This is a genomic window from Bacillus sp. NPDC060175, from assembly GCF_042728695.1.
GTDB lineage: Bacteria > Bacillota > Bacilli > Bacillales > Bacillaceae_G > Bacillus_A.
The window spans coordinates 14,677-30,093 of sequence record NZ_JBHWYR010000016.1 but is presented as its reverse complement, the minus strand read 5'-3'; the positions used below and the strand labels follow the sequence as shown (position 1 = coordinate 30,093).

The window sequence follows — 15,417 nt, the reverse complement described above, 5'->3', positions numbered from 1 at the left end:
CCCCCTTTGTTAACTTGTTACATATATTTCTACTTTCTCTTCTTGAGATACAACGCTATCGTAGCCGAAACAAACAGGAGACCCATTATACGGATCAATCATGACACGCGCATCAATATGAAATACTTCTTTTAATACTTCATTTGTAATTATTTCTTCTGGGCTACCAGTTGTAACAATTTCCCCTTCTTTCATTGCAATAATTTCATCTGAAAATCTCGCTGCATGGTTAATATCATGCAGTACCATTACGACCGTACAATTATGTTCTTTATTTAATTTCTCCACGATTTGCAGTACATCTAATTGGTGTGACATATCAAGGTATGTCGTTGGCTCGTCTAATAATAAAACTTCAGTCTCTTGTGCTAAAGCCATCGCTAGCCACACCTTTTGTCTTTGTCCACCTGATAAGTTTGCAATTTGTCTCGTTCGAAACGCAGATGTTTTCGTTATATCTAATGCCCAATCAATCATCTCTTTATCTTTTGCTGTTAGCTTATTTACGTTATTTCGATGTGGGTAACGCCCATAAGAAACCAACTCTTCTACCTTAATCTCTCCCGGGGCAATTGGATTTTGCGGAAGTAAAGCTAACTGTTTCGCGATTTCTTTCGTTGAAATCGTGTTTAAATCTTGGCCTTGTAAATATACTTTACCGCTTTTTTGTTTTAAAATTCGTCCCATCGTTTTTAATAGTGTTGATTTCCCACACCCATTTGGACCGATAATTGTCGTTACTTTTCCTTTTTGTATTTCCACATTTAAATCGCGAAACACTGTAAGTTTTTCATAATTTGCTTCTAAGTTTTTTGCACTTAAAATACTCACTTTTATTCCCCCTCTTACGCTTTCGCCTTATAAAGTAAATATAAGAAATACGGTACACCGACAATAGAAATAACAATTCCAACTGGTAACTCTACAGGTGTGAAAACTGTTTTTGCAATAAAGTCTGAAGCAATTACGAGAAACATTCCAATTACTCCGCACGTAGGTATTATGTGCTTATGCTGAATTCCGACAAGTCTTTTCGCTATATGCGGTGCCATTAATCCGATGAAACCAATACTTCCTGAAACAGCAACACATGCGCTCACAAGTCCGATACTACTTAATAGTAAAACAGACTTCTCTCTTTCTACTGAAACACCTAAACTTGTAATACTCGTTTCTTCCAATTGGAATAAATCTAATAAATAAGCTTTCCTTTGTATAAGAGGAATTAAGATAATAAGCCACGGCAACATAGCAACAATATATTTCCAGTTTGCACTATATATACTTCCAGACACCCACACTGCAGCCATCTCGAAATCAGTTGACTTCATTTTGAGTGATAAATACATAGAAAAGGCTCCAAATCCTGATCCAATTGCAATCCCTGTTAATAAAAGTCGCTGCGAGTCTAGCTTACCGTTTTTCCAAGAAAACAGATAAATTATTATCGCTGCACCTAATCCACCTATTAAGCCAAACATCGGCATCATCATTATAGAAACCCAGTCTGTGCTCTTTAATTGCCCTTGAAAGAAAAACATAAAAATTACGATTGCTGTACCTGCCCCGGCATTCACTCCTAAAATACCTGGGTCCGCCAATCCATTTCTCGTAATCCCTTGAATTACAGCACCCGCAACGCCGAGGCCTAATCCTACTAATCCAGCAATTACAATGCGCGGAAGACGAAAATCAAAAATAACTAAATCATGTTCTGGTACTGGATCAATTCGAAAAAGTGTTTTAAATACATCTGTAATCGTAATATCGAACGTACCATTCGTTAAACTAATATAGATAGCACCAAAAATTAAAAATATAATAATCCCCATCGTCATTCCAAAACGTTGACTTGAACTTTTAGGCATGTCTCTCTCCTCCTCTTGTACGGATTAAATAAAGGAAGAAAGGAATTCCAATTAAAGATGTAACAACTCCAATTGGCGTTTCAAATGGATAATTTACAAACCTACTTAAAACATCACATAATGCTAAGAAAACTCCACCAATAACGCCTGCACATGGCAAAATCCATTTATAGTCTACCCCAATTATAAAACGAGTAATGTGTGGAATAATTAAGCCTACAAAACCAACTTTCCCCACTAAAGCGACTGCCGTTCCTGTTAAAAAAATTACTGATAAAATGGCCATCGCTTTAACTAATTTTGTACGCTGCCCTAGATTAATAGAAACCTCTTCTCCTAAAGAAAGAATGGTAATAGATTTTGATATTAACAGCGCTAAAACTATCCCAATTATCCCAAAAGGTATCGTGATTTTAATTATATTAGGGTCCACTTGATCTAATTTTGCATTAAACCAAAAACTAACATTTTGAGAGATTTGGAAATATGAGGCCATAGCGGCCGATACACTGCTTAAAAATGTTCCAATAACTGTTCCTATAATCGCTAACCTAACAGGGGATAAGCCATTTTGAAGGAGCGAACCAAAACCAAACACGATACCGGCTCCTAGTGCAGAACCAATCATTGAACATAAAATCATACCAATCGATGACATTCCCGGAAGAAAAATCATACAAAGTGTAATAACAAAAGCTGCACCATCCGTCACACCCATAATAGAAGGGGATGCAAGATAGTTTCTTGTCATCCCCTGCATAAGTGCTCCTGATATGGCTAGAAATGCTCCGACTAAAAGAGCTGCAACTACCCTTGGTAAACGTGAAGTAATAATAATATTATGATCTACATCGCTTGAATCAAAATGAAATAATGCGTTCCACACTGTTTCAACATCAATACTTTTTGCCCCATACAAAATAGAAAGTATAACTGTAAATAAGATGAATATGGGTGCTATACATAATATAGTTACTGGTACTGCATTAGTTTTCTGCATATCATTCAACGCACCTTACCTATTGTATTATTTAGATAAATTTTTTACTGCTTCTTTTAAGAATGCTGTTTTACTCCAAGCTGTACCACCTTGCGCCATCGGATCTACAACGTTTACAAATACTTTCTTTTCCTTCGCAGCATTCATACTTTGCCAAATTGGATTTTTTTCAATGTCTTCTAGCACTTTTGGTTTATTATTTTCGCTTGCCTCGTATTGTAAGAAGATATAATCCGGATTAACTTCAGCAAGTTTTTCTAAAGAAATCTTTTCTTGTGCTTTTACAGTTTTAAGTTGTTCTGGAGCAGTTAATCCAAGATCTTTATAAATGACAGGATTAAAGTATACTCCTTCTGGGTATAGGAATAGGTCGTTTGCTCTTAGTCTAATGACAAGTACTTTTTTATCTTTTAACTTATCTCCAAGTTTTGTTTTTGCTTTTTCAGCGTCCGCATTATAGTCTTTAATAATTTTTTCTGCTTTATCTTTTTTACCAGTTAGTTCTCCCATTAACTTTAAGTTATCTTCCCAATTTGTTGAAACGTGTGATACCGGGAATGTAGGAGCTACTTTCGTAAACTTCTCAGCTGTTTCTGCTGGGAATTTCGTACTTGATGTAATAACATCTGGTTTTAATTGAAGTAATGTTTCGAAATTCGGTTCCATTTTCTCTCCTACAGATTTTGCACCTTCTAAATCTTTTTCAAGATACTTTGGTAATTTACCACCTACAGTAATCGCTCCAACTGGTTTAATTCCAAGTACTGCCGCATCTTCCATTGACTCTAAACTAGCTGTCGCAATTTTATCTACTTTTGCTGGCACTGTATATTCTTTACCTAAATATGTAATTTTTCGTTTTTCGTCTTTTTTCGTCTCACTAGCCTTTGTTTGTTGTTTTTGTTCTCCTGAAGTCTTATCTGCACTATTACATGCTGCTAAACCTACACTTAAAACTGTTACCATCCCTAATGTAAATAATTTCTTGTTCATCTTTATATATCTCCTCTCGAAATCTGTAAATAGATTATTTTTATATAAAAACTTAACTACATGAAACTTGTCCCATACATATATTTCATTAGATTAATGATTTTATCCGGAACTCATTCTCGTTCACTTCCCCTAAACTATAATTCTTTTTTACACCCCATCTGTTGATAATCACTTTCAGTGATAATGATTATCGTTACTAAGTATATATTTAATATTAAATTATTTCAAGAATGATTTGAAAAGTTTTAACAAATTGAATAAAAAAAGAAGTATCCCCGCTATCAGGAAGATACTTCTTTTTTTAGAAATTTATATGCAATTCAACTGGACAATGGTCTGATCCCATTACTTCACTGTTAATTTTCGCATCTATTATTTGACCTTTTATTCTTTCCGAGACAACAAAATAATCTAAACGCCATCCAATATTTTTCGCTCTTGCTCCCATACGATATGACCACCAAGAGTATGCTCCTTCCTGGTTAGGATAAAGATAACGATACGTATCAACAAACCCTTCTTCTAAAGCAAGTGTGAACTTCTCCCTTTCTTCATCAGAAAATCCAGGGTTTTTGCGATTACTTTTTGGATTTTTCAAATCTATTTCTTTATGAGAAACGTTTAAATCTCCACAGAAAATAACCGGTTTCTTTTCATCTAATCGCTTAATATGCGCCCGGAAATCGTCTTCCCATTTCATTCTGTAATCTAAACGTTCTAATCCTCGTTTGGAGTTTGGTGTATACAGTGTTATCAAATAAAAATCATCGAATTCCAATGTAATAACTCGTCCTTCTTGATCATGCTCTTCAATTCCTAAACCGTATGTAACAGAAATTGGTTCTTGTTTCGTAAAAATAGCCGTTCCTGAATAGCCTTTTTTCACAGCGTAATTCCAGTATGTATAGTATCCCTCTGGATTTAAATCAATTTGTCCACTTTGTAATTTAATCTCTTGTAAACAAAATATATCTGCATTGGATTCTTCTAGATATTCTAAAAATCCACCTTTTGCGATAACTGCTCGCAAACCATTTACATTCCATGAAATTAACTTCACTTATAGTCCTCCTCTTGATGTTCACTTCCAAATTTCATGCTATCACAAAATAGAAAAACAAGCATATTTTCATCTTTGTAATCTTGCTTTTACATTTTTGAATACGTACATACGCACTTTATTCAGGTTATACTAATTTCAGAGGTGATGTTCTTTGCACAATGAAGGGTTTACGCTAACGAGTGAGTATTGGCAAGCAATTATTCATAATGATTCTTCATATGATAACAAATTCTTTTATGCTGTGAAATCAACCGGGATCTTTTGCCGGCCATCGTGTAAATCAAGAATACCGAATAAAAACAACGTACGAATTTTTCTAAATGCAGAGCAAGCATTACATGAACACTTTCGTCCGTGCAAACGTTGTAAACCAAATGGGATCATTTTACCTAATGAGGAGTGGGTAGAACAAATTAAAGACTATATCGAAAAGCATTATGACAACGCACTAACTCTCGACATACTTGCGGAAGTTTGTCACGGTAGCCCTTTTCATTTACAACGCACTTTCAAAAGAATGACAGGAATAAGTCCAATAGAATATATACAACAATTTAGGATTGTTAAAGCGGCAGAATATCTTTCACATACAAATCAATCCGTTAAGAAAATTAGTACTGCTGTCGGGATAGAAAACTCGGAGTATTTCGCAACTTTATTTAAAAAGAAAACCGGATTTACTCCTACTGAATATCGAAAAAAGAACGAAATGAAAGAGGGATACAATAATGAATTCCTATAAAAATAAATCTTTATATTGGATGCTACTTACACATGAAAATTGGCGCTTGCATATTGCTGCAACTGAAAATGGACTATGTTTCATTGGATCTCAAGACGAAAATTTTGAAGAACTAAATGTGTGGGCTAGAAAAAAACTGCCACAACATATATTGACTCGCAATCCAGATTACCTGCAAACATATACGAAAGAAATTATCGAGTATTTAGAAAATAAGCGAGAAACCTTCACATTGCCTATTGATGCTTACGGAACTGAATTTCAATTATCTGTTTGGAATACGATACGTGAAATCCCTTACGGAAAAACATATTCTTATTCAGAAATTGCAGAAAAAATCCAAAAACCTACAGCTGTACGCGCCGTTGCTTCTGCTATTGCTGCCAACCCACTTCTTATTACAATTCCTTGCCATCGCGTTATAGGAAAAGATGGAAAACTAACTGGTTTTAGAGGTGGATTAGAAATGAAGGAGGAATTGCTTACATTAGAAAAGTTACAGGTGGAATTCATATGACAGCAAAATATAATAGCGCATTGACTTTAGCAGCTCCAAAAGAATTTAATTTCCAAGAAAACTTACGCTATCTATCACGTTCTAACAATGAATGTATGTTTCACATTGAAGATAACAAAATTTATAAAGTCATCCCTGTTGAACATGTAAATCCTTTAGTTGAAATTAGTATAAATACTGACGGAAATATTCAAATACGTTTTTTAGAAGAATCCTATAACTCTGAAAAATGGGTATGCGATGCTGTAGTTAACTATGTAAAAGAGTGGTTTGATTTAACTACCGATTTAGCTCCCTTTTATACATTAGCTAAACATGACCCACTCCTTCAAGGCCCTATTCAAGAGTATTATGGGCTTCGCACATTAGGTATTCCAGATTTATTTGAAGCACTTTCCTGGGGAATTATCGGTCAACAAATTAACCTCGCATATGCTTATACGCTAAAAAGAAGATTGGTTGAACAATTTGGAAGTTACGTAAAATGGAACGATAAAAAACATAGGATATTTCCATCACCTGAAACAATTGCAAATTTACATGTAGAGGATCTTAAAAAATTAAAAATGACGACTAAAAAATGTGAATATTTAATCGGTATTGCGAAGCTTATTACAGAAGGGAAACTATCAAAAGAATCATTACTACAAACACAAGATGTAAAGCTTGCTGAAAAACAATTAACCGCTATCCATGGTATAGGACCATGGACTGCCCACTATGTTTTAATGCGCTGTTTACGCTTCCCTTCAGCCTTTCCAATTGATGATGTTGGTCTACATAATGCAATTAAATTTATAAAAGGTTCCGAAAATAAACCGACTAAAAATGAAATAAAAGACTTTGCGGCAAACTGGACAAATTGGGAATCTTATGCAACTTTTTATTTGTGGCGCGTGCTATATTAAAAAGAACCAAGTAGCACATTCGTACTACTCGGTTCTTTTTTAGGCTTGTTCTTCAAATCGTCTTGCGATTTCTACAATAACTTGAACAGCTTTTTCCATAGTATCTACCGAAACATACTCAAATTTACCGTGGTAGTTTTCACCACCAGTGAAAATATTTGGCGTCGGTAATCCCATATATGATAATTGTGATCCATCTGTTCCACCACGAATCGGGTGAATGTTCGGTTCGATATTTAAACTTTTCATCGCTTCATATGCAATATCAACGATTTCTCTCACTGGTTCAATTTTTTCAAGCATGTTATAGTATTGATCATTCATTTCTAAAACGACCGCATCTTGCCCATACTTTTCTTGCATTTGCTTCACAATATTTTCAACGTTATTTTTACGTCCCTCAAAATTTTCACGATCAAAATCTCGAATAATATAATACGCTTTACTTTGCTCAACATCACCATTTAAAGAAAGTAAATGATAGAATCCTTCATAACCTTCCGTATATTCTGGTGCATCTTCCACCGGTAGATGTCCATTAAACTCCATAGCAAGTTTAGTTGCGTTACGCATTTTATTTTTCGCTGTTCCAGGATGTGTATTCGTTCCGTTAAACGTTAACTTAGCACCTGCCGCATTAAAACTTTCATATTCTAAACCACCTAATGGACCTCCGTCCATCGTATAGGCAAAGGATGCACCAAACGCTTCTACATCAAAATGTGATGGTCCACGGCCAATTTCTTCATCCGGCGTAAATGCTACTCTTATTTTCCCGTGTTTAATTTGCGGATTATGTATTAAATAATTCATTGCCACCATAATTTCTGTAAGACCAGCTTTATCATCTGCTCCAAGAAGTGTTGTACCATCAGTTGTAATAATTGTATGTCCTTTATATGATGGTAATTCTGGGAACTGTTCAGGTGTTAACACAACATTTAATTCTTCATTTAACGTAATCGCATTACCATCAAAATTTTCATGGATTTGTGGTTTTACATTTTTCCCTGTAAAGTCTGTCGCTGTATCTAAATGTGCTAAAAATCCTATTACAGGAACATCCTTGTCCGTATTAGCAGGAAGTGTCGCCATTACATAACCATTGTCATCCATCGTCACTTCTGATAATCCAATCTCTTTTAACTCTTCTACTAATAACTTACCAAATTCAATCTGTCCTCGTGTTGTTGGCACTGTATGGCTTTCTTCATTTGATTGTGTATCAATTTTTACATATCTCGTAAATCTTTCAATAAGTTCTTGTTTCAAGTTCGTTCACTCCCTTTTATGTTTCTCTCTCCATTATAATCCTTAATACGAAATATTTTAACTTTTTTGACTGTGAAGATGTATAATTCATTTACATTGTTAACAATTTTAAACGAATTATAAAAAGACATAATATTTGTACATTAAAACCTTAACAGGTAACATACATAATTATAAAATATGGGAGGTTTTAAAGATGAGGCTAACTCTCTTTCGCTATTTTCTTTTTTTCTTAGGATTAATTTTCTTTGGCCTTGGAAATGCTCTTGCAGTCAAAGTTAAATTCCTCGGGTTACATCCTTGGGAAGTTTTAAATATGGCTCTCTATGAACGATTCGGATGGACACTTGGTACTTGGAGTGTTATATGCGGGTTATGCCTCGTACTTATTTCTTTACTAGTAGATCCAAAATATATAAACGTAGGCACATTTTTAAATGCAATGCTTATCGGCCCTATTATGGACTTTTTCTTACAATCAAACATCCTTCCAAACGCTACTGATTATTTATGGATAAATTTATTCATTTTGTTTTCTGGTATTGTAATTACAGGTATTGGGGGCGGTATGTACGTTGCGGCTGGAATTGGTGCTGGACCACGCGATGGATTCATGCTTACTATTTCTGACAAAACTGGATTGTCTATTAGCCGGGCTCGAATCATTGTAGAATGCGTTGTACTAGTTATTGGATATATGCTAGGAGGTCCTGTTTTCATCGTAACTTTTCTATACACTTTTATTCAAAGTCCAATCTTTCAGCAATCATTTAAAGTATTTCAAACACTCTTACATACTTTACATAGCAAAAACAAAGAGCAAATTAATGAAAATATATAAAACATAACTTAATACCAATTACTCTTTTCATTAACTTTCTTACAAATAATTCACCCTATTTACGATTCCCACCGCAAATAGGGTGTTTCTTTTTTCATCCGATAATATATATTTAATTAAACATCAAGAGCATATACTACTCATTCACAATAAAAGTATATACATCATTATAAATACAACCATTTACTCTAATAACATACTTACCTGGTTTATTGAACTGAACTGTATAATTACTTAATTGTACCGCTTCTTTATCTCCTGAAAGAATATCAATACTTCTACCACTCAATAAATAAGATTCACTTTGATTCATCGCTACATTAATAGCATTGAACTTCTCCTCTTTCACTTGCATTGTTTCTGCAGCGCTTACACTTGGTTCTAAAAAAAGTAATCCACTTAATCCAATTGAACCCGCTAGAGCTACTCCTGCAAATTTTTTCATTTTTTTCATCACAATGACCTCCTTATAATTTTAGTGTAAAGGCGGTGTCCCCCCTTACACCACAAAGCCTATATGTTAAGAAATGAAAAGTAAACGTGTACAGTAAGACAAAATTCTACATTTTTTTCTCCTATTGAATATAAATCCAGCGTTTGGAGTTTTGTCACATTTAAAATTGTTTCCCTAAACCAATTTTCCAATGGATTATTCAAAAGCTGAATAATTACTTATTAATTTAACATTCTAAAAATAGTTGATAAAAACTATTTCTCTTCAAAAAAAGAGTGTGTTTTAAAAGTAATTCTTAAAACACACTCCATATAATCCATTTCATTTCTCTCTCCATAATCTCTCTATATTTATTAATTGCTCGTCTTTAAATTCCAGCTTATATACGTCTGGCTTTGATGTATTCATTAAAAATTCAAGCCCATATTGGTTATCAAAATAGTTCATCATCAATGTCATGACAAGCCCATGTGTACCAATTACAATTTTATGTCCTTGAAAATCTATTACTATTTCTTTTAATATTTTCACTACTCTTCTCTGACAATCCACATACGACTCTCCTCCAGTTAGTGTGAAATCTGGATTAGAGAACATCTTCTTTACGAGTGGATACACTTCCTTATCTGATATAATCTTATCCTCACTTAAAAACCTACACTCTTTGAGATTTTCATATACTACTATTTCTTTTTCATGGAAATTAGCTAACTTTTCTATTGTTAACATAGCCCTCTTATACGGACTTGAAATGAAAGTATCAATCCCCTCTGTTTTTAATATCTCAGTTACTTTATGGGCATCTAAAGTTCCCTTCTCAGTTAATCCACGTGTTCTTTCATTTCCTTCTAATTTTGGTGATTCACCATGTCTAACCATATAGATGTATGTATTCATAAGTCCTCCTTGAAAATATTTATAAGTTAATTACTTATTTTAATCTTTGCCGTCTCAAAACTTGCGTACAATCAAAATATTAATTCTTCTTTTAAACTATTTTATGAACTTTGCTAAGCTGTTCGTCTATTTTCATTAACACAATTCTCCAACCATCCGGATCCTCTATCGTTATCCCCTTATCTTTCCAATATGGATTTTCTGGTTCTACTTCATCGTATCCCATTGCATGCAGCCTTTTACTCAATTTTTTCATTTCACTATCTTCACGCATGTAAAATACAAGTAAATTGTCTTTTGTTGGAGCCGGACAAGGACTCCCATCTATATGTCTTGTAAATTCTAAATGATACTCTTCATCTGGTAGACCGAACATGATCCCATCATAGCCTTCATGATCGTAGAATTCACCTATACGTTTTAAACCTAACCCTTTTTCATAGAATGCTATAACCTCTTCAAATTTATCAGTTGGACGTGCTATTCTAAACTTCACCCATTTCATCATGATTTTCCCTCCGCATTAGAAATTAATTACTGTATTACATATTATTGTATATAATCAACACGTTTCTTTAATCCCTCATTAGTATGAGAATAGGTACATACAAAGGTCTTACTTAATACTCTATAATAACGAAAAACTCCCCTCATCTAGAGAGAAGTTCCCATCACTTTATATGCAATTTTACATCTCCGCTTGTAAATCACTAAAAAACCTTTAAAATCTAAAGGATGACTAAATATACAAATTCTATCTGCATTCCTTATAAACTAAAAATTATTGAACTCAATACTTTTTCAAATTTAAGAAGTATCATACTCTTCATTTTTTTCTTATAAGCATGCTTTTTATAAGGAAATCTGATACAATCCTTAAGTAATATTATTATGTATAGATATTACGAATATAGTGCATACTTAAAGAAGGTGATTTTATTGAAATTAAATAAAAATTTACAACTATGTATATTAATTACAACATTAATATGCTATTCAATCTATTTTATGTTTTTCTTTCTGTTCCCTACTCATTTTTCAAATTTCAATGTACGCTTCGCTTCACTCATCGTTGAAGCCATTACATTTATATCGCTAATTTACTCTATATATTCTAAAAAAGTTAGTTCAAATCCTTTTTGGATATGTATTACAATTGCAATTGGTAGTTTTTTATTAGGAAAAGTAGTATATACGTATCAAGATACTTTTTTCGAACTTCCAATACATCATTTTGCTGTTTCTGATGTATTTTACATGTTTTTTCTGTTCTTCTGTCTTATCGCTTTCTGCTATAAGATCTTAAAAGAATGCAATAAATGGGAAAAAGCTTTCTTTATTTGTGATATATGTATAGTACTTACTTCCATATTCACATTAGAATGGTATTTATTTAATCAGCCAAATTTAAATATATTCTCACTTTCACTCGGAGATGTTTTCCTTTCATTTCTATATCCAATTGCAGATCTATTATTTCTTCTACTAGGTGTTAGTCTCTTTTTCCGCCCAACAATTTTTAAGTCCAAGCGGAAAATTTATATTTTTATTTTTGTATTAATAAGTTCTGCAACTTTTAACTATATTTATTTTTACTTACATAACCATTTATCAACTGACACGATAACATCATTACGTCTTTTATATAGAATACCTATATTACTTATCGCAATAGCTGGGGCTATTTCAGAAGATTATAATAGTCATAAAAATTATTTCATTGTAAACCCTATACTAGGAAAAAAAGTATTAGTCGTATTTCCCTATCTTGCTGTTGCAATACTAATCTGGTTTACCTTAAAAGAACAAACATCATCTTCAACTCTCATTACAGGAAATTGTATTACTTTTGTTTTCGTACTCATCCGTCATTCTATTGTACATATGCAAAATAATTCCCTAACAAAACGTTTACAGGCATTTAATGCTCAACTAGAAGAAAAAGTTACTTTAAGAACCTCTGATTTAGTCCAAAAATCAGAGGCTTTATCTCAAAAACAACAAAAATTCAAATCTTTATATGAGTATCACCCTGATCCTATTTTTACGATTGATTTAAATGGAATATTCTTAAATGTAAATAAAGCTGGGAGTATACTACTTGGAGCACCAACGAACGAGTTACTTGGTGAAACATGTTTTTCGATTATTTTAGAAGAAGATAAACATAAACTAGCATCTGCATTAGAAAAGGTTAAACAACAAGAATCAGCATCTTTACAACTTAGTTCTCAATATAAAGATGGCTTTACTTATTTTTTATACGTTACCATCGTTCCTATTATGATAGATGGACAAATTTCAGGAAGCTATATTATGGTAAAGGATATTACTGCGCTCAAAAAACAACAAGAAGAAATAAAATATTTAGCATTCCATGATACTGTAACGAAAATTGGGAACCGTGCCTTTTTCCATAAGAAATTAAGAAAAGTTATAAAAAATGCTAAAACAGCACAAAGTGAGTTCGCATTATTATATTTAGATTTAGACCGCTTTAAAGTAATTAACGATACACTAGGACATTCGTCAGGTGATTACATATTAGAAGAAGTAGCAAAACGTTTCCAATCATGTCTTCCATCACATACTCATGTGTCAAGAATCGGTGGCGATGAATTTACAATTTTAATCGAAAACTATATAGACCAAGATTCCTTATTACATTTATGTAACAAACTATTTGAAAGCATGAAAAAACCGTTTGTCATACATGAGCATAAATTAACTTTATCACTTAGTATCGGGATTGCTATATATCCATCTGGTGGAATCGATACCGCTACACTCTTAAAAAACGCTAATGTTGCAATGTATGATGCTAAGGAAAAAGAGCTTAACTCTGTCTCTATTTATGACGATGTAATCGCTAAAAAAATTGAAAGACGATTAAAATTAGAGAAAGATTTACCAAATGCAATTCAAAATGAAGAATTATTCCTTTTATATCAACCTCAGGTTGATAGTGAATCTAATAAAATTATTGGTGCTGAAGCTTTAATCAGATGGAACCATCCCGAATTAGGTGTTATTTCTCCATATGAATTTATTCCGATTGCCGAGGAAACACTACAAATTATTCCAATAGGAAAATGGACATTACAGCAAGCCTGTCAGCAAATGAAACGTTGGCACGCACTCGGATATTCACATTTAAAAATAGGAGTAAATTTATCTGCTAAAGAATTTGAACAAGAAGGTTTTGTAAAGTCTATTTCTTCTACTTTAGCAACTACAGGTTTACCAGCAAGTTCTCTCGATCTTGAATTAACAGAACGAATTGCAATGATGGATGAGCGAGAAACATTGATAAAACTGCGTACACTAAAAAACTTAGGGATTTACATTTCAATCGACGACTTTGGTACAGGCTATTCTTCGCTAGCCTACTTACCTTTATATCCCATCGATACGTTAAAAATCCCGAGAGAATTTATTACAATGTCTGAAACGTGTGAAGATGGAATGGAAATCATTAAAACGATCATCACATTAGCACATACATTAGGAATGTCTGTCATTGCTGAAGGTGTAGAAACGAAAGAACACGTGAATTTCCTTCAAAAAAATAAATGTCAGTTTATTCAAGGTTATTATTACAGTAAACCTATTTATACAAATGCATTTACTAAGCTGCTAGAAAACGGTATTCGTCCATAGTATATAGCTCTATACAGAATATAATAGGCTACATAATAATAAATTTGAAAAACAAAAGGAAAGAAGATACCTTCTTTCCTTTTGTTTTTCCATTTAACCCCCTATTATTTCACCACTTCATTTATTAAATCTATTAATTGATGAATCCCCTCATCATTTGTTTTCTTATATCCATTCATGTTTTGAACATATTTCTCCTTATTTGCATATAGCTGGTTTACTGCATGTGTAAATGTACTAGTGTTTACTCTATCTTGAAGTAAAACTTCCGCATATCCTTGCCTAGAAAAATGGTCAGCATTTAAAACTTGATCCCCTCTACTGGAACCATTAGTTAAAGGAATAAGCAACATCGGTTTCTTCAAAAATAACAATTCAGAAATAGCAGTAGAACCCGCTCTGGAAACTACAACACTTGCTATATTCAGTATATGCGGTAACTCTTCCCCTATATATTCAAATTGCATATAACCTTCCATTCCAATAGCTGAGTCCACCTTCCCTTTACCACACATATGAACAATATTAAAATTTAATATTAATGTATCTAAACTTTTCCTTACCATATCATTTATCCACTTAGCACCTTGACTCCCACCCATTATTAACAATACCGGTTTATTTTGCTGAAATTTACAATAGCCTCTTCCTCGTAATACGTTACCTCTCTCAATTTCTTCCCTTACAATTGGCCCTACATAAACCTTCTTCTCATTACTTACATTACCCCCTGTTTGAGGAAATGTTGTACATAGTTTTTTAGAAAAAGGTAATGCTATTTTATTTGCCAACCCTAACGTACTATCTGGTTCACGTATTATTATAGGTACACGATTTAACCATGCCCCTATAACTACAGGAACTGAAACAAATCCTCCTGCAGAAAAGATAACGTCAGGCTTCATTTTCTTAATTAATTTATAACTTTGTAAACAACCTTGTATAATTTTGAAAGGATCTTTAAAGTTCTCCCAATCCCAATATCTCCTAAGCTTCCCGGTTGAAATACTATTATACTTAACATTTTGAACTAATAATTTTTCAATTCCATTTTGAGATCCAGTATACTCGACTCTCCATCCCTTTTCTATAAATTTAGGAATCAATACAATGTTAATCATAACGTGTCCGGCTGTACCGCCCCCAGTAAAAAGAATCGTTTTGCTCATAACCTATATCCACCTTTATCATTAAAAATC

The 15,417-nt window shown here is 33.2% G+C and carries 15 protein-coding genes; 5 read left to right on the top strand and 10 right to left on the bottom strand.

Annotation, left to right across the window (positions count from 1 at the left end):
- Positions 1-9: 9 nt before the first annotated feature.
- From ACFWDE_RS10785 to ACFWDE_RS10765, 5 genes are all read right to left on the bottom strand, one after another.
- On the bottom strand, positions 10-831 hold the full coding sequence (locus tag ACFWDE_RS10785; protein WP_377892180.1) for an ABC transporter ATP-binding protein: 822 nt from the start codon (positions 829-831) through the stop codon (positions 10-12).
- Between the two features lie 14 nt (positions 832-845).
- Complete coding sequence (locus tag ACFWDE_RS10780; RefSeq protein ID WP_377892177.1) at positions 846-1,868, bottom strand: FecCD family ABC transporter permease; 1,023 nt, start codon at positions 1,866-1,868, stop codon at positions 846-848.
- Positions 1,861-2,868, bottom strand: coding sequence for a FecCD family ABC transporter permease (locus ACFWDE_RS10775; RefSeq protein WP_377892175.1), 1,008 nt, complete (start codon positions 2,866-2,868; stop codon positions 1,861-1,863). The genes ACFWDE_RS10780 and ACFWDE_RS10775 overlap by 8 nt, the downstream gene beginning before the upstream one ends.
- Positions 2,869-2,895: 27 nt before the next feature.
- Positions 2,896-3,861, bottom strand: coding sequence for an iron-hydroxamate ABC transporter substrate-binding protein (locus ACFWDE_RS10770; protein ID WP_002146170.1), 966 nt, complete (start codon positions 3,859-3,861; stop codon positions 2,896-2,898).
- Between the two features lie 304 nt (positions 3,862-4,165).
- The gene (locus tag ACFWDE_RS10765) at positions 4,166-4,924 is read right to left on the bottom strand and encodes an exodeoxyribonuclease III (protein WP_377892171.1); all 759 of its coding nucleotides are present in this window, start codon (positions 4,922-4,924) and stop codon (positions 4,166-4,168) included.
- Between the two features lie 154 nt (positions 4,925-5,078).
- On the opposite strand from ACFWDE_RS10765, the gene ACFWDE_RS10760 reads away from it, so the two are divergent.
- From ACFWDE_RS10760 to ACFWDE_RS10750, 3 genes are read left to right on the top strand one after another with little or no spacing between them, the layout of a single operon-like run.
- Positions 5,079-5,669, top strand: coding sequence for a bifunctional transcriptional activator/DNA repair enzyme AdaA (locus ACFWDE_RS10760; RefSeq protein ID WP_377892168.1), 591 nt, complete (start codon positions 5,079-5,081; stop codon positions 5,667-5,669).
- Entirely contained in the window at positions 5,656-6,186 is a 531-nt protein-coding gene (locus ACFWDE_RS10755; protein ID WP_002146167.1) for a methylated-DNA--[protein]-cysteine S-methyltransferase, read from the top strand. Before ACFWDE_RS10760 ends, ACFWDE_RS10755 begins: the two co-directional genes overlap by 14 nt.
- Complete coding sequence (locus tag ACFWDE_RS10750; RefSeq protein ID WP_377892164.1) at positions 6,183-7,094, top strand: DNA-3-methyladenine glycosylase 2; 912 nt, start codon at positions 6,183-6,185, stop codon at positions 7,092-7,094. Before ACFWDE_RS10755 ends, ACFWDE_RS10750 begins: the two co-directional genes overlap by 4 nt.
- Before the next feature lie 39 nt (positions 7,095-7,133).
- Here ACFWDE_RS10750 and pepT read toward each other — a convergent pair whose 3' ends face one another.
- Positions 7,134-8,366, bottom strand: coding sequence for a peptidase T (gene pepT / locus ACFWDE_RS10745; RefSeq protein WP_377892161.1), 1,233 nt, complete (start codon positions 8,364-8,366; stop codon positions 7,134-7,136).
- Between the two features lie 196 nt (positions 8,367-8,562).
- Here pepT and ACFWDE_RS10740 point away from each other — a divergent pair, with 196 nt between their 5' ends.
- Positions 8,563-9,207, top strand: coding sequence for a YczE/YyaS/YitT family protein (locus tag ACFWDE_RS10740; protein ID WP_377892158.1), 645 nt, complete (start codon positions 8,563-8,565; stop codon positions 9,205-9,207).
- Positions 9,208-9,343: 136 nt separating this feature from the next.
- On the opposite strand, the gene ACFWDE_RS10735 is transcribed toward ACFWDE_RS10740, so the two are convergent.
- From ACFWDE_RS10735 to ACFWDE_RS10725, 3 genes are all read right to left on the bottom strand, one after another.
- The gene (locus ACFWDE_RS10735) at positions 9,344-9,661 is read right to left on the bottom strand and encodes a hypothetical protein (RefSeq protein ID WP_002146163.1); all 318 of its coding nucleotides are present in this window, start codon (positions 9,659-9,661) and stop codon (positions 9,344-9,346) included.
- Positions 9,662-9,982: 321 nt separating this feature from the next.
- Positions 9,983-10,558, bottom strand: coding sequence for a histidine phosphatase family protein (locus ACFWDE_RS10730; RefSeq protein ID WP_377892156.1), 576 nt, complete (start codon positions 10,556-10,558; stop codon positions 9,983-9,985).
- Between the two features lie 91 nt (positions 10,559-10,649).
- Positions 10,650-11,066, bottom strand: a complete 417-nt coding sequence (locus ACFWDE_RS10725) for a VOC family protein (protein ID WP_377892154.1) — start codon at positions 11,064-11,066, stop codon at positions 10,650-10,652.
- A gap of 431 nt (positions 11,067-11,497) precedes the next feature.
- Between ACFWDE_RS10725 and ACFWDE_RS10720 the strand changes: the two genes are divergently transcribed.
- Entirely contained in the window at positions 11,498-14,218 is a 2,721-nt protein-coding gene (locus ACFWDE_RS10720; protein ID WP_377892151.1) for a sensor domain-containing protein, read from the top strand.
- A gap of 104 nt (positions 14,219-14,322) precedes the next feature.
- Here the strand turns inward: ACFWDE_RS10720 and ACFWDE_RS10715 are convergent, their stop codons facing one another.
- Complete coding sequence (locus ACFWDE_RS10715) at positions 14,323-15,387, bottom strand: undecaprenyldiphospho-muramoylpentapeptide beta-N-acetylglucosaminyltransferase (protein ID WP_377892149.1); 1,065 nt, start codon at positions 15,385-15,387, stop codon at positions 14,323-14,325.
- Positions 15,388-15,417 lie beyond the last annotated feature (30 nt).